23 protein-coding genes are annotated in these 26217 nt (G+C 65.7%); 13 read left to right on the forward strand and 10 right to left on the reverse strand.

Annotated features, from left to right (window positions below):
* Positions 1–6: 6 nt before the first annotated feature.
* The 5 genes from ACSBOB_RS25505 to ACSBOB_RS25525 form a co-directional block, all read right to left on the reverse strand.
* Positions 7–825 (reverse strand): HpcH/HpaI aldolase family protein, encoded by an 819-nt coding sequence (locus tag ACSBOB_RS25505; RefSeq protein ID WP_442578850.1) that lies wholly within the window; start codon positions 823–825, stop codon positions 7–9.
* 23 nt (positions 826–848) lie between these two features.
* Positions 849–1940, reverse strand: coding sequence for an NAD(P)-dependent oxidoreductase (locus ACSBOB_RS25510; RefSeq protein ID WP_442578851.1), 1092 nt, complete (start codon positions 1938–1940; stop codon positions 849–851).
* 187 nt (positions 1941–2127) lie between these two features.
* The gene (locus ACSBOB_RS25515) at positions 2128–3402 is read right to left on the reverse strand and encodes a mandelate racemase/muconate lactonizing enzyme family protein (protein ID WP_442578852.1); all 1275 of its coding nucleotides are present in this window, start codon (positions 3400–3402) and stop codon (positions 2128–2130) included.
* Complete coding sequence (locus ACSBOB_RS25520) at positions 3399–3572, reverse strand: hypothetical protein (protein ID WP_442578853.1); 174 nt, start codon at positions 3570–3572, stop codon at positions 3399–3401. Before ACSBOB_RS25520 ends, ACSBOB_RS25515 begins: the two co-directional genes overlap by 4 nt.
* A gap of 116 nt (positions 3573–3688) precedes the next feature.
* Complete coding sequence (locus ACSBOB_RS25525; protein ID WP_442578854.1) at positions 3689–4390, reverse strand: GntR family transcriptional regulator; 702 nt, start codon at positions 4388–4390, stop codon at positions 3689–3691.
* 68 nt (positions 4391–4458) lie between these two features.
* Here ACSBOB_RS25525 and ACSBOB_RS25530 point away from each other — a divergent pair, with 68 nt between their 5' ends.
* Both ACSBOB_RS25530 and ACSBOB_RS25535 read left to right on the forward strand, forming a co-directional pair.
* Positions 4459–5481 (forward strand): C-terminal binding protein, encoded by a 1023-nt coding sequence (locus ACSBOB_RS25530; RefSeq protein WP_442578855.1) that lies wholly within the window; start codon positions 4459–4461, stop codon positions 5479–5481.
* Between the two features lie 298 nt (positions 5482–5779).
* Complete coding sequence (locus ACSBOB_RS25535; RefSeq protein WP_442578856.1) at positions 5780–6562, forward strand: GntR family transcriptional regulator; 783 nt, start codon at positions 5780–5782, stop codon at positions 6560–6562.
* Positions 6563–6638: 76 nt separating this feature from the next.
* On the opposite strand, the gene ACSBOB_RS25540 is transcribed toward ACSBOB_RS25535, so the two are convergent.
* Positions 6639–7733 carry a DUF4432 family protein gene (locus tag ACSBOB_RS25540; RefSeq protein WP_442578857.1) on the reverse strand — a complete coding sequence of 365 codons (1095 nt, stop codon included), beginning with the start codon at positions 7731–7733 and terminating at the stop codon, positions 6639–6641.
* Between the two features lie 100 nt (positions 7734–7833).
* Here ACSBOB_RS25540 and ACSBOB_RS25545 point away from each other — a divergent pair, with 100 nt between their 5' ends.
* From ACSBOB_RS25545 to ACSBOB_RS25575, 7 genes are all read left to right on the forward strand, one after another.
* Complete coding sequence (locus ACSBOB_RS25545; RefSeq protein ID WP_442578858.1) at positions 7834–8877, forward strand: LacI family DNA-binding transcriptional regulator; 1044 nt, start codon at positions 7834–7836, stop codon at positions 8875–8877.
* An 81-nt stretch (positions 8878–8958) separates the two neighbouring features.
* Positions 8959–9996 carry a sugar ABC transporter substrate-binding protein gene (locus ACSBOB_RS25550; RefSeq protein ID WP_442578859.1) on the forward strand — a complete coding sequence of 346 codons (1038 nt, stop codon included), beginning with the start codon at positions 8959–8961 and terminating at the stop codon, positions 9994–9996.
* 69 nt (positions 9997–10065) lie between these two features.
* Positions 10066–11613 (forward strand): sugar ABC transporter ATP-binding protein, encoded by a 1548-nt coding sequence (locus ACSBOB_RS25555; protein ID WP_442578860.1) that lies wholly within the window; start codon positions 10066–10068, stop codon positions 11611–11613.
* Complete coding sequence (locus tag ACSBOB_RS25560) at positions 11610–13589, forward strand: ABC transporter permease (RefSeq protein WP_442578861.1); 1980 nt, start codon at positions 11610–11612, stop codon at positions 13587–13589. The genes ACSBOB_RS25555 and ACSBOB_RS25560 overlap by 4 nt, the downstream gene beginning before the upstream one ends.
* A complete protein-coding gene (locus ACSBOB_RS25565) occupies positions 13586–14689 on the forward strand; it encodes a Gfo/Idh/MocA family protein (RefSeq protein WP_442578862.1) in 1104 nt (367 codons plus the stop codon). The genes ACSBOB_RS25560 and ACSBOB_RS25565 overlap by 4 nt, the downstream gene beginning before the upstream one ends.
* Positions 14686–15855 (forward strand): mandelate racemase/muconate lactonizing enzyme family protein, encoded by a 1170-nt coding sequence (locus tag ACSBOB_RS25570; RefSeq protein WP_442578863.1) that lies wholly within the window; start codon positions 14686–14688, stop codon positions 15853–15855. The genes ACSBOB_RS25565 and ACSBOB_RS25570 overlap by 4 nt, the downstream gene beginning before the upstream one ends.
* A gap of 84 nt (positions 15856–15939) precedes the next feature.
* The gene (locus ACSBOB_RS25575) at positions 15940–16980 is read left to right on the forward strand and encodes a LacI family DNA-binding transcriptional regulator (RefSeq protein ID WP_442578864.1); all 1041 of its coding nucleotides are present in this window, start codon (positions 15940–15942) and stop codon (positions 16978–16980) included.
* Positions 16981–17073: 93 nt separating this feature from the next.
* Here ACSBOB_RS25575 and ACSBOB_RS25580 read toward each other — a convergent pair whose 3' ends face one another.
* Genes ACSBOB_RS25580 through ACSBOB_RS25595 form a run of 4 tightly spaced genes read right to left on the reverse strand, consistent with a single transcriptional unit; the run spans position 17074 to position 20883 of the window.
* Entirely contained in the window at positions 17074–18237 is a 1164-nt protein-coding gene (locus ACSBOB_RS25580; RefSeq protein WP_442578865.1) for a mandelate racemase/muconate lactonizing enzyme family protein, read from the reverse strand.
* A gap of 8 nt (positions 18238–18245) precedes the next feature.
* A complete protein-coding gene (locus ACSBOB_RS25585; protein WP_442578866.1) occupies positions 18246–19235 on the reverse strand; it encodes a transketolase family protein in 990 nt (329 codons plus the stop codon).
* A complete protein-coding gene (locus tag ACSBOB_RS25590; protein ID WP_442578867.1) occupies positions 19232–20080 on the reverse strand; it encodes a transketolase in 849 nt (282 codons plus the stop codon). Before ACSBOB_RS25590 ends, ACSBOB_RS25585 begins: the two co-directional genes overlap by 4 nt.
* Before the next feature lie 8 nt (positions 20081–20088).
* Entirely contained in the window at positions 20089–20883 is a 795-nt protein-coding gene (locus ACSBOB_RS25595; RefSeq protein WP_442578868.1) for an SDR family NAD(P)-dependent oxidoreductase, read from the reverse strand.
* 393 nt (positions 20884–21276) lie between these two features.
* On the opposite strand from ACSBOB_RS25595, the gene ACSBOB_RS25600 reads away from it, so the two are divergent.
* The 4 genes from ACSBOB_RS25600 to ACSBOB_RS25615 all read left to right on the forward strand — a co-directional run bounded on the left by ACSBOB_RS25600 (position 21277) and on the right by ACSBOB_RS25615 (position 26206).
* The gene (locus ACSBOB_RS25600; protein WP_442578869.1) at positions 21277–22338 is read left to right on the forward strand and encodes a substrate-binding domain-containing protein; all 1062 of its coding nucleotides are present in this window, start codon (positions 21277–21279) and stop codon (positions 22336–22338) included.
* 79 nt (positions 22339–22417) lie between these two features.
* Entirely contained in the window at positions 22418–23917 is a 1500-nt protein-coding gene (locus tag ACSBOB_RS25605) for a sugar ABC transporter ATP-binding protein (protein ID WP_442578870.1), read from the forward strand.
* Positions 23918–24224: 307 nt separating this feature from the next.
* Complete coding sequence (locus ACSBOB_RS25610) at positions 24225–25235, forward strand: ABC transporter permease (RefSeq protein WP_442578871.1); 1011 nt, start codon at positions 24225–24227, stop codon at positions 25233–25235.
* Positions 25232–26206 (forward strand): ABC transporter permease, encoded by a 975-nt coding sequence (locus ACSBOB_RS25615; protein ID WP_442578872.1) that lies wholly within the window; start codon positions 25232–25234, stop codon positions 26204–26206. The genes ACSBOB_RS25610 and ACSBOB_RS25615 overlap by 4 nt, the downstream gene beginning before the upstream one ends.
* Positions 26207–26217 lie beyond the last annotated feature (11 nt).

The raw sequence follows: 26217 nt of genomic DNA on the forward strand, positions 1-26217 counted from the left end.
CACCACCTACCGACCGTAGGACGACGCTCCGGGCGCCGCGAGCGTGGGTTCCTTGCCCTGATATTCCCGCCATTCCTTTATCATCTGGGTGATGCCGAGGCGATAGAAATAAAGCTCGCTGCCCCAGGCGATCATCGAAAACCCCTCGTCGAACAGCTCGATGCTGCTGCGGCCGACGCGCGGCACCGTGGCAAGCGGCTTTCCGGCCTCGCGCGCGGCGGCCATGGCGCGGCGGATCTCACGGTCGACTTCCGGCGCGCCGGTCTGGTTGGGAAAGCCGATGCTGCCGGAAAGGTCCGTCGGCCCGATGAAGATCACGTCTACACCCTCGACCCCGGCGATCTCGCGCGCGTTCTCCACGCCAGCCTTGGTCTCGATCTGCACGATGATCAGCAGATTGTCGTCGGCCTCTTGGTAGTAGCTGGGATAGAGGCCGAAGCTGGAGGCGCGCGCGGCATCCCAGGCATTGCCGCGCTTGCCGCGCGAGGGATAGCGCACCGCCTCGACGACTGCGCGGGCCTGTTCGGCGCTTTCCACCATCGGCACCAGCAGAGCGTCGCAGCCAGCCTCCACCAAGCGCCGCAGATAGACCGGATTGTCGGAAGGCACGCGGATGACCATGGTCGTGTCGGTACAGGCGGCGGCCCGCATCATGTCGACGGCATGGTGCAGTTCACCCGCCCCGTGCTCCTCGTCCATGATGATGAAGTCGAAGCCGGCCACCGCCGCCATCTCGGCAAAGGTGGGCGCGGCACTTTGCAGCCATGTGCCGATGGATTTTTCCCCGGCGCGAACGCGGGCTTTCAAGCGGTTGGGACGGAACATTTTTCGGCAATCCTGAGCTTTGGTTAGGAAGAACGGTTCGACGCGAAACGGGCGAGTTTCGCCTGAAAGCCAGGCCGGTCGAGCACTTGCGGGTTGACGACATTGTCGGGCACTAGACCCTGGGCGGCACGCAGGATGCCGTTCGACATCGTCACCATGGTCAGGCGCGCGGCGTCGCGCGTCGAGGGCAGCCAGTGCGGCGTCAGGATGACGTTCTCGAACCCGGTCAGCGGATGGTCTGCGGGAATCGGCTCGTGCTCGAAAACATCGAGCCCGGCGCCAGCGATGACACCGTCACGCAAAGCGTTGACAAGTTCTGGCTCGCGCACGACCTCGCCGCGCGCGACATTGATGAAATAGGCCCCGCGCTTCATGCGGGAAAAATGCTCGGCGCCGATTGTGCCGCGCGTTAAGGCGTCGAGCCTGTTGTGCAGGCTGACGAAGTCCGAGCGCTCCAGCAGTTCGTCCAGGCTGGCCACCAGCGTCACGCCGAGCGCCTCCGCATCCTCTGCGCCGGCGCGTGGCGAATAGGCGATGATCTCCATGCCCCACGGCCGCATGAGCCGCGCCAGTTCACGCCCGCTCGCCCCGAACCCGACGATGCCGAGCACTTTTCCCGGCAGATCGATGCCCATGGTCTGCGGCTGCAAATCCCAGCGGCCGCGATGCACCAGCCGCTCCTGTTCAGTCAGCCGCTTGGCCAGCGCCAGGATGAACAGGAAGGCGGAGGAGGCCGTGGCGTGGGTCAGCGTGTCCGGCGCGTTGAACACCGCAACGTCGTTTTGCGTGCAGGCGGCGAGGTCGAGCTTGTCGATGCCGGCCCCTGCCCTGCCGATCACGGTCAGCCGCCCGGCGCCATTGGCGAAAGCCGACGCGCGAACCCACGGGCGGAAGATGACGATCGCCTCGGAGCGCGCGACCTGCTCCGGCGTGACTTCCAGCGAATAGAGGCGGTCCCAATAGGTTGTGTCGCCGGGTTGTGGACTTTGCTCGGTGAGGAAACCGTGTGAAATGAAAGGCGCGGCGGCGTAAAGATCAAGCGCGATGTCGGAAACGCTGAGATTGCCGCGCTCGTCGAGATAGTCGCCGGTGTAGTTGACGGTGAAGGGGGTCATGCAGCGCACTCGTTGACGACTCGCTTCGAGGCTGACGCCCCCCTCCCCCTTGTGGGGAGGGATACAGGGTGGGGGTAACGCCGCGCCCATGCTCGACGATCTGCCTGAACAAGGGACAAATCCGGCAAAGGCCGAGACTGTCTCGACCCCCACCCCTGGAGGGGGACGTTGGCGTCGCGACTTCTCATCACCACACCTTCAAACTCTCTTCCGTGGTCCTCTCGATCCGCGCATTCGGCCGCGTAAAAAGATCCTCTCGAAGCTTCGTGCCCAATCCCGGTTTGTCGGGCAGCACAAGGTTACCCTCGATCACCTGAATGCGGTCCTCGACGACGTCGTCGTACCACCCGTCGACATAGCCGCGCACGATCTCCATGATCAGGCCGTTCGGCGCGTTGATCATCATGTGGGTGGCGGCCCACAGCGCGACCGGGCCGATCGTGTCGTGGCAGGTGAAGGGCAGCATCGCCGTATCGGCCATGGCCGCCACCTTGCGGCCCTCGGTGAGGCCGCCGCCCCAGGACAGGTCCATCATGACGATGTCCGTCGCCGCCTTCTCGATCCAGGGGCGGAAGCCGAAGCGGGTGAAGACGCGCTCGCTCTGGCAGATCGGCACGGTGGTCTCGGCCTTCAGCCGCACGAAGGCGTCGACATTGTCCGGCGGCATGATCTCTTCCAGCCACATCACGTCGAGCGGCTCGAGCGCCCTGGCGATCTTGACCGAGGACGGCAGGTCCCAGCGGCAATGGCCCTCTATGGCGATCTGCATCCTGTCGCCGACGGCCCGGCGGATATCTTCGACGATCGCCACGCCGGCCCGCAAATCGTCGTTGGAGATGCCCAGCCCGCGCGTGCCGGCGGCGGTCTTCGCGCCCCACACCATGGTGTCGCCGCGCTCGTTGCCTGGCCCGCCCAAACCCGTACCGAACTGGTCGAAAGGCCAGATCTTCATGGCTGTGATGCCCTGCTTCAGCAGGTCCTCGGCCAGTTCACCGGCCTTGCCGGTCAGCCAGGCGTCGAGGTCGCCCGCATGCCGGCCCGAACCGACGCAGGTGTTGTAGACGCGGATGCGGTCGCGGCTGCGGCCGCCGAGCATGGTGTAGATCGGCAGGCCGGCGATCTGGCCGAGCAGGTCCCACAACGCGACGTCTAGCGCCGAGATGGCGCGCATCTCCGCGCCCATGACGCCGCAGAAATTGGTCAGCGCGAACATGTTCTGCCAGTGGTTCTCGATGTCGCGCGGATCGCGGCCGATGAGCAGCGGCGCGTAGACGTCATGCACGATTGAAGCCACCGCGCGCGGCAGGTAATAGGTCTCGCCGATGCCGGAGAGCCCCGTATCGGTGTGGATGCGCACCCACAGATTGTTGGGAAGCGCCTGCCGCGCTTTCGGGTTCTGTTTCTGCCACTCCGCCGCCGGCAGCGCCTCGAACCAGATCGTTTCGATCCTGGTGATCTTCATTTTCCCTCCTCTCCCTTGACCGAACCGGTGGTCGGGCCGCGCAGCAAATGGTGTCCTCTCGACATGTAGAAAACCACCCGCAGCACCGAGCACACTACGCTGGCGACCATCCGCACAAACAGCGGCGTATCAAGCCGTGTCGTCAGCGTCGCCATGCCCAGCGAGGCCATATGGCGGCCGTCGTCAATGACCAGCGTCGAGGAAAGACATGTTGCGTCGAGAACTGTTTATTGTTTACAATCCTAAGCGTAGGGTTCGTGGCGGGCGCATGTCAAGGCGAGAGCGATCAGGAAGTCGAAGAAACGCGGCCGCTGGCCTGCAGGATGGCAAGCAGGCGGCGCTTGGCGCCGTTGATGTGGGTTTCGATCGTCTCCTGCGCCACAGCGAGATTGCCGGCGCGGATCACGTCGAGCAGCAGCACATGGTCGCGGTGCCAACTGTCCAGATAATCGTCGGGCAGTGCATCGCGCAGCATCAGGAACATCATCAGTTGCGAGCGCAATGTTTCCCAAGCGCGATAGAGCCGACGGTTGCCGGACGCACGGAAGATGGCGTCATGGAAGTCGATGTCGAGTTCGGCCACCAGACGGCGCGACACTTCGGCGCGCGGTACCGCATTGAAGCGCTCCAGCACAGCCTCGATCTCCGCCAGTTCCTTGGCGCCGGCCTTGCGGCTCGCCTGCTCGATGGCCAGCCGCTCCAGGGCGAGGCGCAGGCTGTAGATTTCCTCGACGTCGTCCTGCGAGACCTGCCCGACGGTCGCGCCGCGATGCGGCTCGTGGACGACAAGCCCTTCCTGCTGCAAGCGGAAGATCGCCTGGCGGACCGGGCCGCGGCTGACCTTCAGCGATGCGGCAAGGTCCTCCTCGATCAGCCGCGCGCCGGGACGGATTTTTCCGGACAGGATGGCGTTGCGGATGGCGTCGACCACCTCGTCCGTGAGGACGCGGCGCGGCGTCGGCGAGAAATCGAAGGAATCGTCGGTCATGTCATCTGGATACAGTCAACAATGGACAACTGCCAGCCTCTGCTGCCGGACGATAGAAGAGAGGGCCAATGCGCATTCTAAAAGTAAACACCTACGCACCGGACACGGCGCTCTACCAGGCGTTCGGGCCTGACGTGGTCTTCGACATCCACCGCTCGGGCGCGGAGGCGACGGAGCCGCCGTCGCTGGAGCGCTGCCGCGCCGCCGACGCGGTGATCAACTGCGCCGCGACCTTGCAGATCGGCGTCCCCGTCGAAGCGTTCGAGCGGTGCAAGATCGTCGTGCGCGAGGGCGTTGGCTACGACACGCTCGACCTCGCCGGCTGGGGCAGGCGCGGCGTGCCTGTCTGCAACGTGCCCGACTACGGCACCACCGAGGTCGCCGACCATGCGCTCGGCCTGCTCCTGTCGCTGACGCGCGGCACAACCAGTTACCAGGAAGCGGTGCGCGACCGCACCGACGGCTGGCACTATGCCGCCGCGCCCCTGGTGCGCCGCCTGCGCGGCCAGACTTTTGCCGTGCTCGGCCTCGGCCGCATCGGGCTGGCGACGGCGCGCCGTGCCGCCGCCTTCGACATGAAGGTGATCTTCTACGACCCCTATCTGCCGAACGGAACGGAACTCGCCGTCGGCTACGAGCGGGTGCGCACCCTCGACGAGGTGATGGCCCGCGCCGACATCCTGTCCGTGCACACCCCGCTCACCGAGGAGACGCGCGGCATGGTTGGCGGGAAGCTGCTCGCCAGGGCGAAACCGGAGCTGATCGTCATCAACACGGCGCGCGGGCCGATCGTCGATCTCGACGCACTCGCGGAAGCGTTGAAGGCCGGCCGCATCGCCGGCGCCGGCCTCGACGTGCTGCCGCGCGAGCCGGCCGATCCTGATCACCCGCTGATCAAGGCATGGAGGGCGCGCGAGCCATGGACGGAGGGCAAGCTTTCGCTCACTCCGCATGCCGCATTCTACAGCCCGTCGGCGCTGGAAGACATGCAGCGCAAGGCGATCGAGGTCATCGTCGCCTATCTCCGCGAGGGCGTTCTGATGAACTGCGTCAACCGCGAGTATCTGAAACAGACGCCGCGCGCGGCGTGACCATCGCGGCTTCGCTTCCAGCCACGGATACGGTCCGGCCACTTGGGCGGCGGGACGCCAGCGTCGCCGCGACTCACCCGTCCGGCCGGTCGCCAAGGATAGCCACGGCGTAGCCCGTTCAAGTCCAAGTATGGGCTATCTGTAGCCTAGTAACCGTCCGGTCGTTCCAAAAACCCCCTGCTGGAGCCCCAAACACCCAAAATTAAAGGAGATTTCCAGCGCTCCGATATGCCCGACTGTCTTGCGTTTCATGGGCCATTTGGCCCAAACAGATGCTCGGGGTAAGCCGCAAGGCCTCATGGGACTGGAAATGCGCGAGTTGAATTCGCTTCTCGAACTCTTCCCCAAGCGTACGCTCGCCCGCGAGGGTGGACCGCTGTACCGGCAGTTGGCCGACATATTGCGCCGCCCGATCGCAGAAGGGGCGCTGGCGGTGGGCGAAGAACTGCCGAAGGAAGCGAGCATCGCGGACCATTTCGGCGTCAGCCTGATCACCGTCCGCCATGCGCTGCGGGATCTGGAAGGCAGTGGCCTGATCCGCAAGCGGTCGGCCAAGCCGGCTGTCGTGGCGGCGCGCGAGACCGAGGCCGGGCCGGTCTGGCACATGTCGAACTTCACCGACATCGCCGCCTTCGCCCGCGACGCCTCGCTGCAGCTCGTCTCCTACAGGCGCGAAATGTCGCCCGTCCCGCAGCACTTCTTCGGGGCGCGCAAGGGCGAGGCAGGCTACTGCCTGCGCTCGGTCCTGTTCGCCGGCGACGAGAAGAAAGCCTATATCAGCACCTATTTCCCGGCCGATATCGGCGAGCGGCTGAGCCGCCGCGACTTCACCGACGTGCTGATCTTCGACACGGTGCAGCGCAAGTTCGGCCTGCGGCTGGCGGTCGCCCACCTCACCGTACGAGCCGAGATCGCCGACAAGCCGACCGCCGAGGCGCTCGACGTGGAAGCCGGTACGGCGCTGCTGACGGTGGAGATGCTCTACCAGTCCGCCGATGGCCGCAACGTCGAACTGTCGATCGCCCGCCACCCGGCCGATCGGTTTTCGATCACCTACGACGCGCCGAACGATCGCGGCTGATCACAACAGACAAGGCCGGTCGCGTTGCAATCCCTGCGTTTTCGCGTCTCATGCGCCCGCGAAAACCGCACCCGCTTCAGACCTTGCGCGCCCGCAATGCCTGCGCCTGCGTGTTGCCGATGATGCCCAGCCGCGTGCGATAGGTCCGCCGGTCGCCCGGCTGCAGGACGATCAATTCACCCGCCTCCTTTACCTGCCTGCGGCCAAACCCGTTGGTGCAAGGCTCAACACCGACGGCATACTGGCCTTCGCCCATCATCCGCCATTCGATGTAGCGCGGCATGGCGGCATGGTCGTACCGTATGCTGACGCCGGTGCCATGGAACAGTTTCGGGTTGAAGATCGCCACCTCGACCTGGCCGTCCGCGTCCGGCGCCATCCTGTGCTCGAACGTCTGCTGCACCCAGTCCTTCTGCGGTGCGATGAAACGCGACCAGCTTGCCAGGTCATTCACATCCGCGGTTCCGAACAGCAGGTCGGGCGCTCCTGCGACCGGCGCGATGAACTCGGAGCCGTCGTCGACGAACGGAAAACCGATGTTGATGTGATAAAGTAGCATGTGCTCGGTTGGCAGGAAGCCGCGATTCTCGACGACATCCTCCATGGTGAACCAGGACGCGCCCATTTCGGCGCGATAGGTGCGGGTGAGCACGAGATTCTCGCCGTAGGTCTGTGCCTGAGTCACCCGCCCCACCGCTTCGAGGATCAGTTTTCCATCCTCCCAGCGCTCGCCGAAGGAGACAAGTTCCGCCGGCAGCAGCGCGGCGCGGTCGTGGACGCCATAACGCTCGGTCGGCCGCGCCGGAAAATTGTAGTGGGCGACCGACGTCTCCTCCGGATTGCCGATATGGACGAGGCCGCAGGTGTTGTTGAGGCCGCCGAGGCCGGAGCGCAACCAGCCGAAACCGCTCTGATCCTCGAAGAACCAGGGCGCCGGCAGCATGGTCGGCGGGATCCAGCCGACCGACGCGCCGCGATATTCGCAGCGCCCGACGTCGAAGCCGCGATCGACAGCGATCTCGAAGATGAATCCGGTTCCCGTCCGGAACTCGATCAGCCGCACGCCGCGCGACGGGCCGTTGTCGGAGGTCAGCAGCCGAACGCCTGCCAATTGCGACATATGGCCGACGCGGCGGCGCAGTTCCTCCCCGTCATTGCCGAACAGCTGCATGAATTCCTCCCGTGTTATCGGTATCATAAAAGGCGTGCTGCTCTGGACGCAACCGCACGAGTGGAGTCTAATCGTCATCGTCGGGATAGAGGAAGCATCTGTGTCAGATAACGAGAGAGCCGGCCGTCCGGGTTTCGGCGCAACGATGGCGGAGGTGGCCGCACTTGCGGGCGTCACCAAGATGACGGTGTCGCGCGTGCTGCGTCATCCGGAGAAGGTGACGCCGGCCACCCGCGCCCGCGTTTCCGAGGCGATCGCCAGCCTCGGCTACGTGCCCAACCGTCTTGCCGGCAGCCTGACAGCAGGGGTCAGCGGGCTGGTCGCAGCGATCGTGCCGACGCTGCGCCATTCGCTGTTCGCCGACACGCTGGAGGGGCTTGGCGACGTGCTCTCGGAAGCCGGGCTCGACCTGATCGTTTCATCCAGTTCCTACCGCACCGATATCGAGGAGAACCAGATCCGCTCGATCCTCGAGCGCCGGCCGGACGCAATGGTGCTGACCGGCCTCACCCACACAAGCGGAACGCGCGACCTGCTGCGTACCTTCGGCGTGCCGGTGGTCGAGACCTGGGAGACCGGCGACGAGCCGGTCGACATGGTCGTCGGTTATTCCAATCGCAAGGCCGCGCATGCCATGACCGTGCACCTGCTCAACGCCGGCTACCGGAGGATCGTTTTCGTCAACGGACCGAGCGACAACAACGAACGCGCCCGGCACCGCGCCGAGGGTTATCTCGCGGCCATGCAGGAGGCCGGCATCGCGCCCCTGCCCGTCCATGTCGTGCACGATGAAGGCGCGATCCGACCGGAAACCGGCGCGCAGGCGTTGCGAACGGTGCGGTCCGAGATACCGGATGCCGATGCGCTGTTCTTCACCAGCGACGTTTTCGCCGTCGGCGCCATCCTCGCCTGCCGCGAAAGCGGCATCGCCGTGCCTGACCTCGGCATCGCCGGTTTCCACGATCTGGAAATCGGCCGGGTGGTCTTCCCTGCCCTCACCACCGTGCATGTGCCTGCCATGGAGATGGGGCGGCGGGCCGGCGAGATGATCCTCGCCAGGCTGTCGGGCAATGACATTGCCACCCGCGACGAACTCGGCTTCACTATCCTGCAGCGAGACAGCACGCGCCGCGTCGCAGCGTGAATTCCAGAAGCGCATCAAACCGCGATTGGTTGACACCCGCTAAAGTTACCGGTAACATTAATCAATCCGTGGGAGAAGCGGATGCAGCGCCACACCGGCTGGCGCACAAGGGAGGACTACATGTTCAAATCTGTTCTGGCGGCCGCCGCTGCGGTCGCGCTGCTGACGACGAGCGCTTTTGCGCAGGACAAGCCGAAAATCGGCCTGATCCAGATCGACCTTTCCAACCCGTTCCACCTCGGCGAGGTCGAGGGCGCCAAGGAAGCCGCGCGCCGCGCCAATTTCGACCTTGTGGTCACCAGCGGCGAAGGCGACGTGACCAAGCAGATCCAGGCCATGGAGAACCTGATCAACGAGGGCGTCGACGCGATCTCGATCAACTTCATCGATTCCGCCGCTTTTGGGCCGACAATGGCAAAGGCGGCAGCCGCCAACATCCCGGTCATCTGCCTGCACTCGAAGATCGAAGGCTGCGCGGCGATGCTCGGCTTCGACGAGCGCTACACCGGCAAGATCGTCGGCGAATACGCGGCCGAACTGTTGAAGAAGCGCTACAATGGCGAAGTGAAGGGCGAGGTCGCCAATCTGCAGGGCCTGCTCGGCCAGGGCCTCAACACCGACCGCTCGGGCGGCTTTACCGACGTCATGGCGCAGTATCCGGGCGTCAAAGTCGTGGCGCAGGAGCCGACAAGCTGGGATCCGACGAAGGCCGTGTCGATCGCCGAGAACTGGATGACCGCCTATCCCAACCTCGACCTGATCTACGGCAACAGCGACAGCCTGACCGTGCCGGCGGCCAACGTCGTCGACCGCGCCGGCAAGCAGGAGCAGGTGCTTATCGTCTCCGTCGACGGCACCGAGCCCGGGCTTCAGGCCGTGAAGAGCGGCGCAATGGAAAGCACCGTGATGCTCGCCCCGCAATATTCCGGCTTCTGGAAAGCCTATTTCCCCTTTTTGGTCGCCACAAAAAAGGACGACCGCAAGGAAGTGCTGATCCAGGGCGTGCTGGTGACCAAGGACAATGTCGACGCCGCGCTGAAACTCGCCGCCGACCAGGTCGGCAACATCGAGAAATTCCCGTTCGAGAAGCCGCTGGTCGAGATCGTCGCCGGCTATTGACCGGCGCGTGATGATGCATCGTCCCCGCGCCTGGCGCGGGGATGTTTTCTGGAAATCGATGACCCGCAAATGATGGCTCAGGCCGAGAAGACCCCGCCGCCGCGAGACGCCATACCGGCAACGTCAGGCCCGCTCGCCCTGGAGGTGAAAGGGCTGACAAAGCGCTTTCCCGGCGTGCTGGCGCTCGACGATGTTTCGCTGGCGGTGCGAGCGGGCGAGGTGCACGCACTCATCGGTCAGAACGGCGCGGGAAAATCGACGCTGATCAACATCCTGTCGGGAATGTATACCGCCGATGCGGGCAGGATCGCCATTGGCGGCGTCGCCGTCGAGATCGGTAGCACGCGGCACGCGTTGTCGCTCGGCATCGCCACGGTCTATCAGGAACTCAGCCTGCTGCTCAATCTGACGGTCGCCCAGAACCTTGCGCTCGGGCGTGAGCCGAAACGGTTCGGGCTGCTCGACGTCGCCGCGATGCGCGGGAACGGAACCGCGGTTCTCGGCCGGCTCGGCCTCGACATCGATCCCGATGCCAAGGTCAGCAGCCTGCCGCTGGCCCAGCGCCAGATGGTGGAAATCGCCAAGGCGCTGTCGACCGAGCCAAAGATTCTTATCCTCGACGAACCGACAGCGCCGCTCGGGTCGCGCGAAGCGAAGCAGCTTTTCGGCGCGATCGAGAAATTGAGGTCGCAGGGCGTCGCGATTCTTTATGTCTCGCACCGCTTCGCCGAAATCCTCGACCTTTGCGAGACGGCCACGGTGCTGCGCAACGGCAAATGCGTGGCGACGGTCGAGCTTGCGGGCTGGTCGGAGGCACGGCTCACCGAAACCATGATCGGCCGCCAGTCGCAACTTTATGAGGCAAGCCGGCGCGCCGCTGGCGACGTGCTCGTCAAGGCCGCCGGGCTTGGCTGGGGAAAGTCGGTGCGCGACGCGAGTTTCACCGCGCATCGCGGGGAGATCCTTGCGCTGACCGGCCTGCTCGGCGGCGGGCAGAACGAGATTGCTCGGCTGATCGGCGGCGACCTGCGCGCCGACGTCGGCACGATCGAAGTAGCCGGCAAACGCCGATCCTTCGGTTCGCCGCACGACGCGGTCGAGGCCGGCATCTGCCTGCTCACCGAAGACCGCAAGCACGAGGCGATCCTGCCCAACCTGCCGGTCCGCGAAAACATCGCCGTCGCCTCGCTCGGCGCTCGCGCCGGTTTCGGCGGCGTCATCAGGCGCGGTGATGAACGGAAGTCCACCCAAAGGGCGGCGGAGGATTTCGGCGTGGTCGCGGCGTCGCCGGAAGCGCCGATCCGCACGCTGTCCGGCGGCAACCAGCAGAAGGCGCTGCTGGCGCGCTGGCACCTGGCGGACGCCGACATCTTCGTGCTGATCGAACCGACACGCGGCGTCGATGTCGGCGCGCGGGCGGACATCTATCGCCGCCTCGACGCCCTGGCCAGGGCCGGCAAGGCGATCATCGTGGTATCGTCCGAACTCGGCGAAGTCCTGGCGCTGGCCGACCGCATCCTCGTCGTCCGAGACGGCAGGATCAGCGCCGAGACTACGCCGCAACAGGTCGACGAAGAGCGGCTGAACCTTCTCGTGCAGGGCGCGGCCCTGTCATGAGCGCCGCCACCGTCACCACTAGTGCAAGCGGCCGGCCGGCCCTGGCCGGCCTGTTGTCGCGACACGCGATGCTGGCGGCGGCCATCCTGCTGTGCCTGGTCTTCATCCTCACCTCGCCCGTATTCGGCACTCCCGGCAACGCCGCCAACATCCTTCGGCAGTCCGCGTCGGTCCTGATGCTTGGGCTGGCGATGACCCTGGTGGTGCTGGTCGGCGGCATCGACCTGTCGGTCGGGTCCGTCGTCCTGGCCTCGGCGACGCTCGCCGGCATCGGCCTTGCCGAGGGATTCCATCCCGCGGTCGCAGTGCTCATGGGCATCGGCATCGGCGCGGCGGTCGGGCTGCTCAACGCCGCGCTCGTCGAGGGACTGCGCATCAGCCCCGTCATAGTCACGCTCGGCACCATGATCATGGTGCGCGGCCTCAGCCTCGTAGCGCTCGGCCGCTACAATTCCTGGCTGGAGATCAAGGGGCCGGTCTTCGACGATCTGGCGCGCCGCACGGTGATCGGCGTCCCGCTCGACGCGCTGGTCGCGACAATCACGGCCGGCGTCCTGTGGTTCGTGCTGAGGCGGACCGTGTCCGGGCGCACGCTGCACGCGGTCGGCGACGCACCCGTCGCCTCGCGCCTCGCGGGGCTGCGCGTCAACCGCTTGCGGATATGGGCCTATGCCGGATGCGGCGCGCTGGCGGGCGCCGCCGGCGTGCTGGTCGCGGCGCGCACCGGATTGATCAGCCCGTCGATCGGCGGCGGGCTGGAATTCTTCGCCATCGCCGTGGTGGCGCTCGGCGCCGGCGGCCTGCCGGCTGGCCGGGTCAGCATCGCGCAATGCGTCGTCGGCGTGCTGATCCTGATGATGATCTTCAACTACATGACCATCCGCGGCGTGCCCGGGACATGGCAGACTACGGTCACCGGCCTGCTCTTGCTCGCCGCCATGGTCGGCGGACGCCTGCTGCAGCGGAACAGCGGCGGCGACGTGGCGCTCGGCGAAGCGTTCCGCGACGATTTCGCCGCCATGTCGAAAACCGGCGCCGCGATGGCGCGCGGCTCGATGGCCGCGGCAACCGTCGCGCTGATCGTCATCTTCGCCATGATCAGCCCGCGCTTCCTCACGGTCCCGAACCTGATTGCGATGGTCGAGCAGAACGCCGCCCTGGCGATCGTCTCCGTCGGCGCGATGATCGGCATCGTCTCGCGCGTCGTCGATATCTCTCCCGGTTCGGTGCTGGTGCTCGGCGCCGTGGTGGCAGCACTTGCCGCCGGCCACGGCGTGCCGGTGCCTCTGGCGCTCGCCGCCGGCATCGCAACCTGCATCGGCGTCTATGCCGTCAACGGGCTGATCGTCGGCGGGCTCGGCCTCGATCCGCTGATCGTCACGCTGGCCGCCTGGATCTGGGCGCGCGGACTGGCGGTGTCGCTGACCAATGCGACGACCGTCGCCTTCCCGATGAGTTTCGTCGGCGTCATGAACACGCCTATCGTCTTCGGCTTCACGCCGGCGGTGCTGTTCGTCGCGCTCGCCTTCCTCGCCGGCTGGCTGATCCTGACGCGGCTGCCGATCGGCATGCGCATCTACGCGCTGGGCGGCGATCCGCGCATGCTGCGCCAGGCCGGCGTCAACGAGAAGCGCCTGCGTTTCATCGTGCTCGTCCTGATGTCGCTGTTCACGGCCGCCGGCATGATCGTCATGCTGGGGCGCCTTGGCGCGGCGGCGCCGACGGCCGGTTTCGGGCTGGAACTCGACGCGATCGTCGCGGTGATCATCGGCGGCGCCTCGTTTCGCGGCGGCACCGGGCGGCTGCGCGACACGGCGGTCGGTGTGCTGTTCCTCGCGGTGCTCAACAACGGCCTGTCGGGCCTGCAGATGGGCGACGCCCAGTTCTTCCTGATCAAGGGCGGCGCGATCCTGGTGGCGCTGACGCTGAGAGCCTTGGCACAGCTCTATTTTTCACGCCCGGCGGTGCACGGGTGAGCCCCCTGCCCTCCATCGATTTCGGCCATACGCCCTACGAGACCGCGTTCGGGCGGGGCGATGTCTATGATGTCGGCATCAAGGCCGAACGTACGGCCAAGAAGCCGTTGAAACTCGCCATCGCCGGCTGCGGCGGCGTCGCGCAGGCGAAATGGATTCCGGCGATCCGACGGTTGCAGACGATCGGCGAACCGGTCGAGATCGCCGGCGTCGCCGACCCGGACGCGGCGACGCGTGCCAAGGCTGGCGCGATCTGCGGCGCGCCGGCCTTCGACAACCTCGGCGAAATGATCGCCGAAACGAAACCGGACCTGCTTCTGGTCCTGGCCTCAGATGCTTTTCACGCGCCGATTGCGAGCCAGGCGATCGACGCCGGCATTCCATGCCTGGTGGAAAAGCCGCTCGCCGCTACCCAGGCCGAAGCCGAGGCGCTGGTCCGGCTCGCCAGCGACAAGGGCGTGCTGCTCTCAGCCGTCGCCAACAAGCGTTTCTCGCCGCCCTATGCGCAAGCCAAGGCGCTGATCGAGGCCGGCGCGCTGAAATCGTCGCCGACCGTCTTCACCGGCAAGTTCACGCTCGGCTATCCCTATGTCGACCTGCTCTCGGGCGGCACCGTGCATCTCTTCGACCTCATGCTCTGGTTCATGGGGCCGGTGGCGAAACTCAATGCGCGCGGCACGTTCTTCGATGACGGCAGGCTGCAAAGCGCGGTGATCTCATGCGCCTTCCGCTCCGGTGCCGTCGGCACGGTGATGACCAGCGCCTCCGGGCTAAGCTTCGGCCCCTGGGAGCGCGTCGAGATTTTTGGCTGCAACGCCTTCCTCGTCGTCGACAACCAGTTCGAGTTGACGCTGCATGACGACGAGACCGGACCGGCGAAAACCTGGCGGCCGTCCATCCCAAACACGCTGATGTTCGACGAGAGCTTTGGCGGCTATTCCGGCCTGCTCGAAAATATCCTCGACGCGGTGCGCGGCGTGACGCCGCTTGCCGTGACCGGCCGCGATGGCGCTGCGGCCATGGCGCTCATCGACGCCACCCGGCGCTCGCTGGCGCAAGGCTGCGAAATCGACCTTATTGCTGAAAGGCCCCTTTCATGAAGATCAGGAAGCTCGAGACCTTCATGGCCAATGCGGGCCTGCGCAACTATCTGTTCGTGCGGCTCACCACCGACACCGGCCTCACCGGCATCGGCGAGGCGACGCTGGAGTGGCAGGAGAAGGCCGTCGAGGTGCTGCTCAACGAATGGGTCGCCTCGCGCATCGTCGGCAAGGACCCCTTCGACATAGAAGCAGTGGTCGGCGACATGATCCGCGACCAGTATCAGGGCGGCTCGACAGTCATGACCGCGATCTCCGCCGCTGAGATCGCCATGTGGGACATCATCGGCAAGTCGACCGGCGAGCCGGTCTACCGGCTGATCGGCGGCAAGGCCAAGCCGCAACTGCTGGCCTACGCCAATGGCTGGTATGGCGGCTGCGAACGGCCGCAGGATTTTGCCGCCCGCGCCCGCGCGGTCGTCGCACTGGGCTACCGGGCGATGAAATTCGACCCGTTCACCACGGCCTGGAAGATTCTTACACCGGAACAGGAACGGCATGCGTTGGGAGTTGTCGATGCCGTCGCCAAGGCGGTGGGGCCGGATATCGGGCTGATGATCGAGATCCATGGACGGCTGGCGGCCGGCGACGCCACCCGCTTCATCCGCAAGCTCGAAGGCTACAACATTCACTGGTGCGAGGAGCCGGTCGCGCCGGAAAGCCTCGACCTGCTGAAGTCGGTCAAGGATGCGAGCAACCTGCCGATCTCTGCCGGCGAGCGCCTCTACAGCATGGCCGACTTCGCCCGGCTGGTGAATCTGCGCGCCTGCGACGTGGTGCAGATGGACGTCGCGCATTGCGGAGGAATCACCGCCGCGAAGAAGATTGCTGCGCTCGCGGCAACGCAGGACATCGCCGTCTCGCCGCATTGTTCGATCGGACCGGTCGCGCTGGCGGCGGCGCTGCATTTCGCTTGGTCGACGCCCAACATGCTGATGTTGGAAAGTTTTGCCGAGTTCGATGTCGACTGGCGCAACGATCTCGTCAGCAGCTGGAACCCGCTGCGGCACGGCGCCTTCAGCCTGCCGGACAGACCCGGCCTCGGCATCGAACTCGACGCGGCGGCGATCGCCGCGCATCCCTACAAGCCGCTGGCGTTTCCCTCGCTGTGGGACACGACCTGGCGGGACGAATTCACCGGCACGGCAAAACTGGCGAGCGGCTGAGTGCGTCTCTGAGGCAGCCTGTGACCGTCTCTATAAACCGTTCGCCTGGCCTCCTATGATGCCGAGGTAAACACGGAGCGAGTCGTGGCGGAGAAACCGGGCAACGGCGGCGGGGACAAAAAGCCAGGCGAACGACTCGGCGTCCGCGAGATCGCCAGGCGCGTCGGCGTCGCGCCGATGACGGTTTCGCGCGTGCTCTCCAACCCCGACATGGTCTCGGCCGAAACGCGCGCCAAGGTTCTGCAGGCGATCGAGGAAGCCGGCTTCGTGCCCAACCGGCTGGCATCCTCGATGCGCGGTAATGGCCGCATGATCGGCACGGTCGTGCCGCCGCTGATCAATTCCGGCATCGCCGAACAGGTGCAGGGCATGTCGGACGAGTGCCACGAAGGCGGCTATTCCATGCTTCTGGTGCAGGGAGAATTCACGCAGGAGGCCGAGGAACAGGCGATCCGCACCCTTCTCGGCTGGCGGCCGGCCGGCATGATCTTGCAAAGTTTCGTGCAAAGCGAGACGGCTCGGGCGCTGCTGCTTTCCAGCGGCGCGCCCGTTGTGGAAATCTCGGAGATCAAGGGGCGCAAGCCACTGGACATGGTCGTCGGCGTGTCCAACTTCGAGACCGCCTATGCGATGACCATGCATCTCGCTGCCAAGGGCTACAAACGCATCGGCTTCGTATCGACGCCGATCCACGGCAACGACCGCTTGCAACAGCGCCGCACCGGCTATCACGCCGCGCTCGCCGAACTCGGCTTCGACAATTTCGGCGACATGGAGGTCGAAGTGCCGATCACTGCGCAGGGCGGCGCGGAGGCGCTGGTCACCCTGACGGAACGGCACGCCGACATCGACGCCATCTTCTTCTCCAGCGACACGCTGGCCGTCGGCGCCATCCAGGAATGCCACCGCCGTCGCTGGCCGGTGCCGGAACGCATTGCGATCGCCGGATACGGCGATATGGATCTGGCCGCGCAACTCGTGCCGTCGCTGACGACGGTCAAGGTGAACCGCTACGAGATGGGCCGACGCGCCGTGCGGCAACTGCTGGCGCGGCTTTCCGGCGACGCGAAAGTGCCGACGATTACGAGCCTCGGTTTCGAGATCGTCGACAGGGAGAGTGCGTGAGTAAGTGCCGGGGACAGTTTACTTTTTTCCGCCCGCGCCAGCCTTGAAGCGCATCCGCCTTTCTGCGGAAAGAAAGTAAACTGTCCCCTGACTTTACCCCTTTCTCGTCCCCAGCCGCTTCTCCCACCCCTCCGCGTGCACGTTCAGATAGGCATGCGGATCGTAAGGGTGCTCTCTGATCGCGTCGATGTTCAGATCGATGCCCAAGCCCGGCGCATCCGGCAGCGAAAGATGCCCGTTCGACGGATCGACGGCCGGATGCCAGGTCACCAGCTCGCGCGTCCACGGGTCGTTGAAGGCGTCGAAATGCTCCTGGATCAGGAAGTTGGGAACGGCCGCTGCGAGTTGCAGGCACACAGCCGTCGCCACCGGCCCGCCGCTCTGGTGCGGCGCGATGTGGCTGCCATGGGCGAAGGCGAGGTTGGCAACCTGTATCGACGGCGTGATGCCGCCGAGCGACATCGGCTCCGGCTGGAAGATGTTGACGCCGCCACCTGCCGCCAGCGCATAAAACTGGCCGACCGTGTCGTACATCTCGCCGGTGGCCACCGGAATCGGCAAGCGATGCGCCACCTCGTGCACCGTCTCCTGCCGGTCGCGCGAGGTCGGCTCTTCCCACCAGTAGATGTCGAGGTCGGCGAATTTTTGCGCCGCCTGCAACGCCGCGATCTCGGTAAAGCGGGCATGCACGTCGATCAGGATGCGCGTGTCCGCCGGCAGTTTGTCACGCAGCGTCCGGCAGATGTCGTAGGAAAGATCCAGTTCTTCCCGCGAGATAAAACCTTGCGCGGTGCCGAACGGATCGAGCTTGAAGGCCTTGAAGCCTTTGGCGAGGACGGCCTGGGCTGCATCGAGAAAAGTTTCGGGCGTGCGCTCGGTGCGATACCAGCCGTTGGCGTAGCCCAGCACCGTCTCGCGCACCTGCCCGCCCAGCAACTGGTGGATCGGCACGCCGAGGCTCTTTCCCAGAATGTCCCAGCACGCGACCTCCACCGCCGCGATCACCGTGCGGTGTATGTGGCCGCCGTCAAGCGAGACGCTATCCAGCATTCGCCTCGCCAACGCATTGATGCGGCGCGGGTCCTGGCCGATGGCGAGGTGCTTGAGTTCGTGCACGCCGGCTTCGGTCGTCCTGATGAAGCCGTTGAGCGTCCCCTCGCCGATACCGTGGATGCCCTTGTCGGTGTGCACCTTCACGAACAACCAGTTCTTCCAACCGGCTCCGACGGTGAAGGTTTCGATCTCGGTGATCTTCATATCGAACCCTACTGCAATCCGGCGATGGTCGCGACCACCGCTTCCGTCGTCAACCCGTAGCGCGCCTGCAGGGTAGGCACCGCGCCGCATTCGATGAAACGGTCCGGCAGGCCGATCCGCGTCACTTTTCGCGTGACGCCCGCGTCGAATAGCGTCTCGACGACAAGACTGCCCAGGCCGCCCACGACGACATGGTTTTCCGCCGTCACCACATGGCCGACACCAGCGGCGAATTCCGCGACCGCCTCGGCATCAAACGGCTTTATCGTCGGCACATGCAGCACCGCGACCGACACGCCGCGGCCCGCCAGCGCCTCGGCCGCGTCGAGCGCACGCTCGGTCATGAAACCGGTCGAGACGATGCCGACATCCGCGCCGTCGCGCAGTTTTCGCGCCTTGCCGATCTCGAATTTATAACCCGGCTCCAGCACCACCGGCACGACACCGCGCAGCAGGCGCATATAGACCGGGCCGGGATGGTCGGCGATCGCCTCGGTCGCCGCTTCGATCTCGATAGCGTCGCACGGGTCGATCACCGTCAGGCCAGGGATCATGCGCATCAGCGCCAGATCCTCGATCGCCTGGTGCGTACCGCCGTAACCGGTGGTCAGGCCCGGCAGGCCGGCGACGATCTTCACGTTGAGGTTCGAGTGCGCCAGCGCGATGGCGATGAAGTCGAAGGCACGGCGGCTGGCGAAGACGCCGTAGGTTGTAGCGAAGGGCGTCAGCCCGGTGCGCGCCAGGCCGGCGGCGACCGCGACAAGGTTCTGTTCGGCCATGCCGACATTGAAGAAGCGGTTCGGAAAAGCATCACGAAATGGCAGGATGTCGGTATATTTGCCGAGGTCGGCGGTCAGCCCGACGATGTCGGTTCGTGCCTGGCCGAGCCGCGCCAGCGCGCGGCCGAACGGCGCCTCGACCGTCGAACGCGCGCGCGCGGTCGCCTCGTCCTCGCCCATGGCGAGCGTGCGGCCCGCCTCCATCGCCTTGCCGCTCATGCCGCGCCTCCCGCACTTTGCTCGAAGGCTGCGATGATGCCGTCGCACTCCGAAACGTCGACGCGGAAGAAATGCGACTTCTCGCTGGTCTCGATGCGCGGCACGCCTTTTCCGGGCAGCGTGCGCAGCACGATCGCCTTGGGTTTGCGGTTCTTCTCGCGCGCACCTGCGAGTGCGGCGACGACCGCCTGCATATCGTTGCCGTCGATCTCGAACGTCTCCCAGCCGAAGGCCCGCCACTTATCGGCGACCGGCTCCATGTCGAGCACGACCGGCCCGTCGGCCTGGATGCCGTTGCAATCGATCAGCGCGACGAGGCGGTCCAGCCGGAAATGGCTCGCCGACATTGCGGCTTCCCAGGTCGAGCCCTCCTGCATCTCGCCGTCCGAAAGTTCGACGAAGACGCGCGCGTCCGACTGGTGAATGCCGAGGCCGAGCGCCTGGCCGACCCCCTGCCCCAGCCCGTGGCCGAGCGAGCCGCCGATCATTTCGACGCCAGGCGTGGTATCCAACGTCGACATCTCCAGCCGGCTGTCGTCGGCGCCATAGGTGACAAGTTCCTCGACCGGGATAATGCCAACTTCCGCGAGCACGGCCCACAGCGCGATCGAATAGTGGCCGGTGGACAGCAGAAAGCGGTCGCGGTCGGCCCAGCCGAGGTTTTCCGGATCGTAGCGCAGCTCGTGGAAATAAAGCGCCGCCAGAACGTCGGCAATGCCCAGCCCCTGGCCGATGTAGCCTGCGCCCTGGCCGCGCGCCATGGTGAGCATGTGGCGGCGCAGTCTTGTCGCCTTCAGCCGGAGCGCGGCGATGTCGGCCTCACCGGGGGGAGAATTCCGCAGCATCTTTTTCGTCAATCCTTGTCCAGGCCGCCGGACATGTTGAGCCGTTCGGCAGTCATGTAGGCGGGGGCGTCGAGCGCCAGCCAGACCACAGCCTCGGCGACTTCCGAAATCTCGGCGCGGCGACCGAGCGGGATGCGGCGGGTGCGTTCGTCGAGGAAGGCCTGGATGTCGTTGCGGCCGGCGACTCGGGCGAGGTCGATCTCGGTCGAGCGCTGCATCTCGGTGTCCATCATGCCCGGCGCCAGGCTGTTGACCAGCACGCCATAAGGCGCCAGCGCCACGGCGGCGGCGCGGGTGATGGAATCGACGCCGGCCTTGCTCGCCGTATAGGCCGTGTAATCCGGCAGCGCCATGCGCGAGCCCGGCGAGGTGATGTTGACGATACGGCCCGACCTCTGGTCGCGCATGACCCGCCCCGCCGCCTTGCAAGCCATGGCGAGCGCGGTGACGTTGAGCGCCAAGGTGCGCGTCCAGGATTTGAAACTGGCCTCCAGGAAGGGCTCGATCACGCCGTAGCCCGCATTGTTGACGAGGATGTCGATGCCGCCCCAGCGCTCGACGACCTTTTGCACGGCCGCTTCGGGTGCGCCTTCCTGCGTGAAATCGCCGACTATTTCTTCCGCTTCGACGCCGTGTCCGCGTACCAATACTGCCGTCTCCGCCGCGCCGGCAGCGTTGATATCGGCGATGGCTACGTTGCAGCCGCGTGCTGCCAGTTGCACGGCCACCTCGCGGCCAAGGCCGCCGGCGGCCCCGGTGACCAGCGCGCGGCCCCGCGCGCCAAAATCATTTCCAGCGGACAATACAGCGCCCTCCCAGCGGCGATCCTTGCAGGGGTGATACCGGTACCATATTGGCCTGTCAACGGGTGGGATTTGGAAATGAATGTGAGAATGTGGGCGCGCGAAGGGTCATGACATGCAGCCGACGGTGAACGGTCAGCGTCGATGCGACGCCTGCCACGACGCCATCAGCCGATCCTGCCCATAAAATTATAATAGCATTATATCTTGACTTGCTCTGCACCTGATTGCAATTTTGGGTTCCGGTCGAGGCTGCCTCTGCCAGCGGGGCCTTTGTTGGGTCCACGTCAAATTGACAAGGCATACTGGTACCGGTATCAATTCGAGCTATCGTCACGCAAGGCGGCGCAGTCCGCCACGGGCGAAACAGGAAACGCAGCAGGAGGAGACATCATGGGACTGAAGACTTTGTGCGCCGGTCTCGCGGCGCTCGCCACCGTGGCGACGATCGGCGCAATGCCTGCCCAGGCGCAGGACAAAAAGCCCTACGTCATCTATCTCAGCAATAATTTCGTCGGCAACGACTGGCGCCAGCAGATGCAGCGCGTCGCCCAGGTGTCGGTCGACAAGGGTCCGCTCAAGGGCCGGGTCGAGCTGCATATCGAGGTCGCCGAAGGCACCGTGCAGGCGCAGATCAATTCGCTGAACAACATCATCCGCGCCAAGCCGGACGCCATCCTGGTCGACGCCGCCTCCGATTCCGCGCTCAATCCGACCATCAAGAAGGCCTGCGACGCCGGCATCGTCGTCATCAGCTTCGACCAGGTGGTGACCGAGCCCTGCGCGCTGACGCTCGCCTCCAACTGGGAACGCATCCCGGCCGTCATGGCCGAATGGATGGCCGTGCAGCTCGGCGGCAAGGGCAATGTGCTGCTCGACCGTGGCCTCGCCGGCGCGCCGATCTCGGCCCAGCTCCAGCAGGGTTATGAGAAGGTTCTGGCCAACTATCCCGACATCAAGGTCGTCGGCTCTTACAACGGCGAGTACGCGCTCGGGCCGGAGCAGGCCGGCGTGGCCGCACTGCTTGCTGCCAATCCACAGGTCGACGGCATTTTGACCCAGGGCTATGGCTCCGGCGCGATCCAGGCGCTGAAGGATGCCGGCCGGCCGATGGTTCCGGTGGTCGGCTTCTCCTACAATGTCGCGGCGCTGACCTGCGTGGAGAGCGGTGCCAAGTGCATTTTGGGCTCCAACCCCGCCTATCTGTCGTCGGAGGCGATAAAACTCGCGGTCGAAATCCTCGACACCGGCAAGAAGCCGGAGAAGCGGTCGATCGAGGTCGAAGGCGACTTCGTCACCACGACGCCGTTCGAGAGCAAACTCTTCCCCGGCACCAAGATGCAGACCATCGAGGTCGGCAAGAACGCTTTCCCCGACCAGGCGCCGGGCCTCACCTTGCCGATCACGCCGGATTGGGTGGACATCACCGCCGCGGAAGCCGCCGGCACCAAGTAACGCAGATTGCCAATCAAGCCTCCCGGCATGACAATGCCGGGAGGTTTTTCGCAGCACGGCATCCGTTCGGGCACAATCCATGGACCTCGTCGTCGCCACCGGTCTGTCGAAGCGCTATGGCGGCATCGTCGCCCTGAGCGAGGCCGAGTTCAGCGCCCGCACCGGCGAGGTGCATGCGCTGCTCGGCGAGAACGGTGCCGGCAAGAGCACCTTCATCCAGATCCTGTCCGGCGCGGTGCGCCATGACGGCGGCTCAATCCTCGTCGACGGCCAGGATTTTCGCCCGGCCAATCCGGACGCCGCGCAGGCGCGCGGCATCGCCGCGGTGTTTCAAGAACTGTCGCTCATCCCCGACCTCAGCGTCGAGCAGAACATCTGGTTCCGCCGCGAGCCGCGCACGTTGATCGGCACGGTGGACCGCACCGCACTGCGGCGCAAGACGCTGGACCTGCTGCAGAAATACGATTTTCCGGCGCTCAGGCCCGATCACGAACTGCGCCGCCTAACGCTGGCCGAACGGCAGATCGTCGAGATCGCAAAAGGCCTCGCCAAGGAACCGCGCGTGCTGATCCTCGACGAGGCGACCTCCGCCCTGCCCGCGCGCGAGGCCGAATGGCTGCTGAACCTGACGCGGCGGCTGGCGGCGGAGGGCCGGCTGGTCATCTTCATCTCGCACCGTATGGCCGAGGTGCGCGCCATCGCCGACCGCCTCACCATCTTCCGCAATGGCCGCACCGTCGCCGCGCATGAGGCCGGCGCGGTTTCCGACGGCGAGATCGTCACCCAGATGATCGGCCGCAATCTCGACCGCCTTTATCCCGAGCGCGTCCCGACCGCCACCGACCGCATCGCGCTTCGCGTCCGCGACTTTTCCAGCGGCCGGCTCAATGGCGTCAGCTTTTCGCTGCGCGAGGGCGAGGTGCTTGGCGTCGGCGGCCTGCAAGGCCACGGCCAGCGCGAATTGTTCCAGGCGCTGTTCGGCGCGGCCAAGGCGAGTGGCGGCATCGAACTCTGGGGCAAGCCCGCCTCGATTAACAACCCGCGCGCCGCGCTCACCGGCCGCGACGGAATAGCGCTGGTGCCGGAGGATCGGCGCGGCCAGGGCCTGCTGCTGACCAAGAGCGTGCGCGAGAATCTCACGCTCGCCGTCATCAAGCGCTTCACCGACAAAGGTTTCCTCAGCGCGCGCAAGGAAGAGGCGCTGGTCAAGGAGATGGTCGACTTCCTGCGGATCAAGACCCAGACGCCCGAGCAACTGGCCGGCACGCTGTCGGGTGGCAACCAGCAGAAGGTGATCTTCGGAAAAATGCTGCTCACCGAGGCGCGCGTGCTGCTGCTGTTCGACCCGACGCGCGGCGTCGACGTCGGCACCAAGGGCGAGATCTTCCAGCTGATGCGCGATCTCGCAGCCAAAGGTTATGCCATCCTCTTCCATTCCAGCGACATGCCGGAACTGGTTCATGTCGCCGACCGTGTCATGGTGATGCGTAACGGTCGCATCGCCGCAACGCTGGAGGGCGAGCGCATCTCCGAAGAAGGCATTTTGGGTGCCGCGATGCTGGAAGGCGAGGCGGCGTGATGGTGGTGAATCGTCGTTGGCGGGAGCCAGTTTGTTCAGGCAAGTGCGTGGAATTCGGCCCGAACCGCGCTCCGTCCAACACCCCTCATCCGACCTCGCTTCGCGAGGCCACCTTCTCCCACAAGGGGAGAAGGTGGAGTACTGCCGCCTGGCCTCAGCCAATCACCAACATTGAAGATTTGCCGAGACGTATGTGCGAAACTCCCCCTTCTCCCCTTGTGGGAGAAGGGGGCCTCGCGAAGCGAGGTCGGATGAGGGGTGTTGGACGGAGTGCGACCGTCCCTCGATCTGACCGTGGCGAGACAACATGACCTTGCTCGCCGAGAAAGCGCCCACACACGCCGGCACCCACGTCTCCACCAGGGACTGGCGCGGCTGGGCGCTCGACCGCGCGCCATTCCTCGTCGCCTGCCTGATGCTTGCCGTCATCGTCGGCGTCTACGGCAGCTACCAGACCGGCGTGTTCACGCTGGACGAACTCAACCTCGACACGTCAGCCGCCATGACGCTGATGCTGGCGGCGACCGGCCAGACCATCGTGCTGCTGCGCGGCGGCATCGATCTCTCCATCGGCGGCATGATCAGCCTCGGCACGGTCATCGCCGCGACCCGCTTCACCGACGACCCCGCCACCGTTCTGTTCTGGTCGCTGTTCGTCCTGGCGCTGGGCGCAGCCATCGGCGCGCTCAACGGGCTGCTGATCTCGGTGCTCAAGCTCCAACCCTTCCTGGTAACGCTGGCGACCTGGTCGATCCTCAACGGCACTGCGATGATCATTTTGCCCACCGACGGCGGCAGCGTGCCGGGCTGGTGGCTGGGCTTTGGCTACATGACCCTGTTCGGCCTTTCCAGCCCCGTCTGGATGCTTCTTGCCCTGCTCGTCTTCTGGTGGTGGTTCCGCTGGACGCGGCTCGGCGTCACCATCCAGGCGACCGGCTCCAACGAGAAATCCGCGTTCCTCTCCGGCGTCTCGATCATCCGCATCAACGTCTTGACCTACGGGCTCTCCGGCCTGTTCGCGGCGGGGGCCGCGCTCTACCTCACCACCCAGACCGGCGCCGGCTCGCCAACCATCGGCAAGGATTACATCCTCCCCTCCGTCGCGGCGGCGGTGATCGGCGGCGTCAGCCTGTTCGGCGGGCGCGGGCATCTCGCCGGCACGCTGGTCGGCGCCTTCATCCTCACGCTCATCGGCAACCTCGTATTCGTGCTGAAGATCTCCAGCTACTGGCAGCCTGTCGCATCGGGCGTCATCCTGCTACTCTCTGTTCTGGCAAGCTCGATCGCCGAAAAGGCGGCGCGCGGGAGGTCGGCATGAGTTCCTTCCTCGCCCGCAACCGGCTGATCCTGCTCGCCTATGCCGGCATGGTGCTGCTGCTCGTCGTCACCGCGCTGTTCTCGCCGGGCTTTTTATCCGCCTCCAACATGCGCTCGACCGTAGTGCTCGCCGCCTTCGTCGGCATCGTCGCGCTCGGCCAGACCTTAGTCATCATCGGCGGCGGCATCGACCTGTCGGTACCCTGGGTGCTGAACTCGGCGGCCATCATCATGGCGCTGCTCTGCGCCGGCCAGGATTTGCCGCTGGTCTGGGTCGCGCCGCTGGTGCTCGCCGCCGGCGCCACGATCGGCCTGATCAATGGCGTCGGCGTGGCGCAGTTCGGCGTGCCGCCGATCATCATGACGCTCGCCGCCAACGTCATCCTGCAAGGCCTGATCCTGGTTGTCACCGGCGGCTCGCCCAGCCCGGCCGCGCCGGCCGTCATCAAATTCCTGTCCGTCGGCAGGATCGGAGGGATGCCGGTCATCGCCCTGATCTGGCTGGCGCTGACGCTGATCGCCACGCTGCTGCTCTCCAAGGCCGCGTTCGGCCGCCACCTCTACGCGCTCGGGACCAGCGCCACCGTCGCCGAATTTTCCGGCGTGCCGACCGCCCGCACGACGGTGCTCACCTATGTCATTTCCGGCACCACGGCCGCGCTCGCCGGCATGCTGCTCACCGGCTATTCCGGCGTCGCCTATCTCGGCATGGGCGACGCCTATCTCTTCACCTCCATCGCCGCGGTGGCGATCGGCGGCGCGTCGATCCTCGGCGGCAGCGGTCACTATCTCGGCACGGTGGCCGGCGCCATGGTGCTGACCATCCTGACCGGCCTTTTGCCGGCTCTCAACCTGTCGAGCGGCGCGCTGCTCGTCGTCTACGGCGCGGTCATCCTGATCACCGTTTCGCTCGGCAGCGAGGCCTTTGCCGGCCTCGCCGCCACGCTGCGCCGATCCACACGCAAGACTTGAGGGGCTGAACC

Origin of the sequence: Mesorhizobium sp. KACC 23794, from assembly GCF_052180275.1 — a bacterium.
In the GTDB taxonomy this organism is placed as follows: Bacteria; Pseudomonadota; Alphaproteobacteria; order Rhizobiales; family Rhizobiaceae; genus Kumtagia.

What these genes read in the sequence shown, in the direction of transcription:
- ACSBOB_RS25505 (WP_442578850.1), bottom strand. Translation starts at nt 825, where the DNA reads ATGTTCCGTCCCAACCGCTTGAAAGCCCGCGTTCGCGCCGGGGAAAAA.
- ACSBOB_RS25510 (WP_442578851.1), bottom strand. Translation starts at nt 1,940, where the DNA reads ATGACCCCCTTCACCGTCAACTACACCGGCGACTATCTCGACGAGCGC.
- ACSBOB_RS25515 (WP_442578852.1), bottom strand. Translation starts at nt 3,402, where the DNA reads ATGAAGATCACCAGGATCGAAACGATCTGGTTCGAGGCGCTGCCGGCG.
- ACSBOB_RS25520 (WP_442578853.1), bottom strand. Translation starts at nt 3,572, where the DNA reads ATGGCCTCGCTGGGCATGGCGACGCTGACGACACGGCTTGATACGCCG.
- ACSBOB_RS25525 (WP_442578854.1), bottom strand. Translation starts at nt 4,390, where the DNA reads ATGACCGACGATTCCTTCGATTTCTCGCCGACGCCGCGCCGCGTCCTC.
- ACSBOB_RS25530 (WP_442578855.1), top strand. Translation starts at nt 4,459, where the DNA reads ATGCGCATTCTAAAAGTAAACACCTACGCACCGGACACGGCGCTCTAC.
- ACSBOB_RS25535 (WP_442578856.1), top strand. Translation starts at nt 5,780, where the DNA reads ATGGGACTGGAAATGCGCGAGTTGAATTCGCTTCTCGAACTCTTCCCC.
- ACSBOB_RS25540 (WP_442578857.1), bottom strand. Translation starts at nt 7,733, where the DNA reads ATGCAGCTGTTCGGCAATGACGGGGAGGAACTGCGCCGCCGCGTCGGC.
- ACSBOB_RS25550 (WP_442578859.1), top strand. Translation starts at nt 8,959, where the DNA reads ATGCAGCGCCACACCGGCTGGCGCACAAGGGAGGACTACATGTTCAAA.
- ACSBOB_RS25555 (WP_442578860.1), top strand. Translation starts at nt 10,066, where the DNA reads ATGATGGCTCAGGCCGAGAAGACCCCGCCGCCGCGAGACGCCATACCG.
- ACSBOB_RS25560 (WP_442578861.1), top strand. Translation starts at nt 11,610, where the DNA reads ATGAGCGCCGCCACCGTCACCACTAGTGCAAGCGGCCGGCCGGCCCTG.
- ACSBOB_RS25570 (WP_442578863.1), top strand. Translation starts at nt 14,686, where the DNA reads ATGAAGATCAGGAAGCTCGAGACCTTCATGGCCAATGCGGGCCTGCGC.
- ACSBOB_RS25580 (WP_442578865.1), bottom strand. Translation starts at nt 18,237, where the DNA reads ATGAAGATCACCGAGATCGAAACCTTCACCGTCGGAGCCGGTTGGAAG.
- ACSBOB_RS25585 (WP_442578866.1), bottom strand. Translation starts at nt 19,235, where the DNA reads ATGAGCGGCAAGGCGATGGAGGCGGGCCGCACGCTCGCCATGGGCGAG.
- ACSBOB_RS25590 (WP_442578867.1), bottom strand. Translation starts at nt 20,080, where the DNA reads ATGCTGCGGAATTCTCCCCCCGGTGAGGCCGACATCGCCGCGCTCCGG.
- ACSBOB_RS25600 (WP_442578869.1), top strand. Translation starts at nt 21,277, where the DNA reads ATGGGACTGAAGACTTTGTGCGCCGGTCTCGCGGCGCTCGCCACCGTG.
- ACSBOB_RS25605 (WP_442578870.1), top strand. Translation starts at nt 22,418, where the DNA reads ATGGACCTCGTCGTCGCCACCGGTCTGTCGAAGCGCTATGGCGGCATC.
- ACSBOB_RS25610 (WP_442578871.1), top strand. Translation starts at nt 24,225, where the DNA reads ATGACCTTGCTCGCCGAGAAAGCGCCCACACACGCCGGCACCCACGTC.
- ACSBOB_RS25615 (WP_442578872.1), top strand. Translation starts at nt 25,232, where the DNA reads ATGAGTTCCTTCCTCGCCCGCAACCGGCTGATCCTGCTCGCCTATGCC.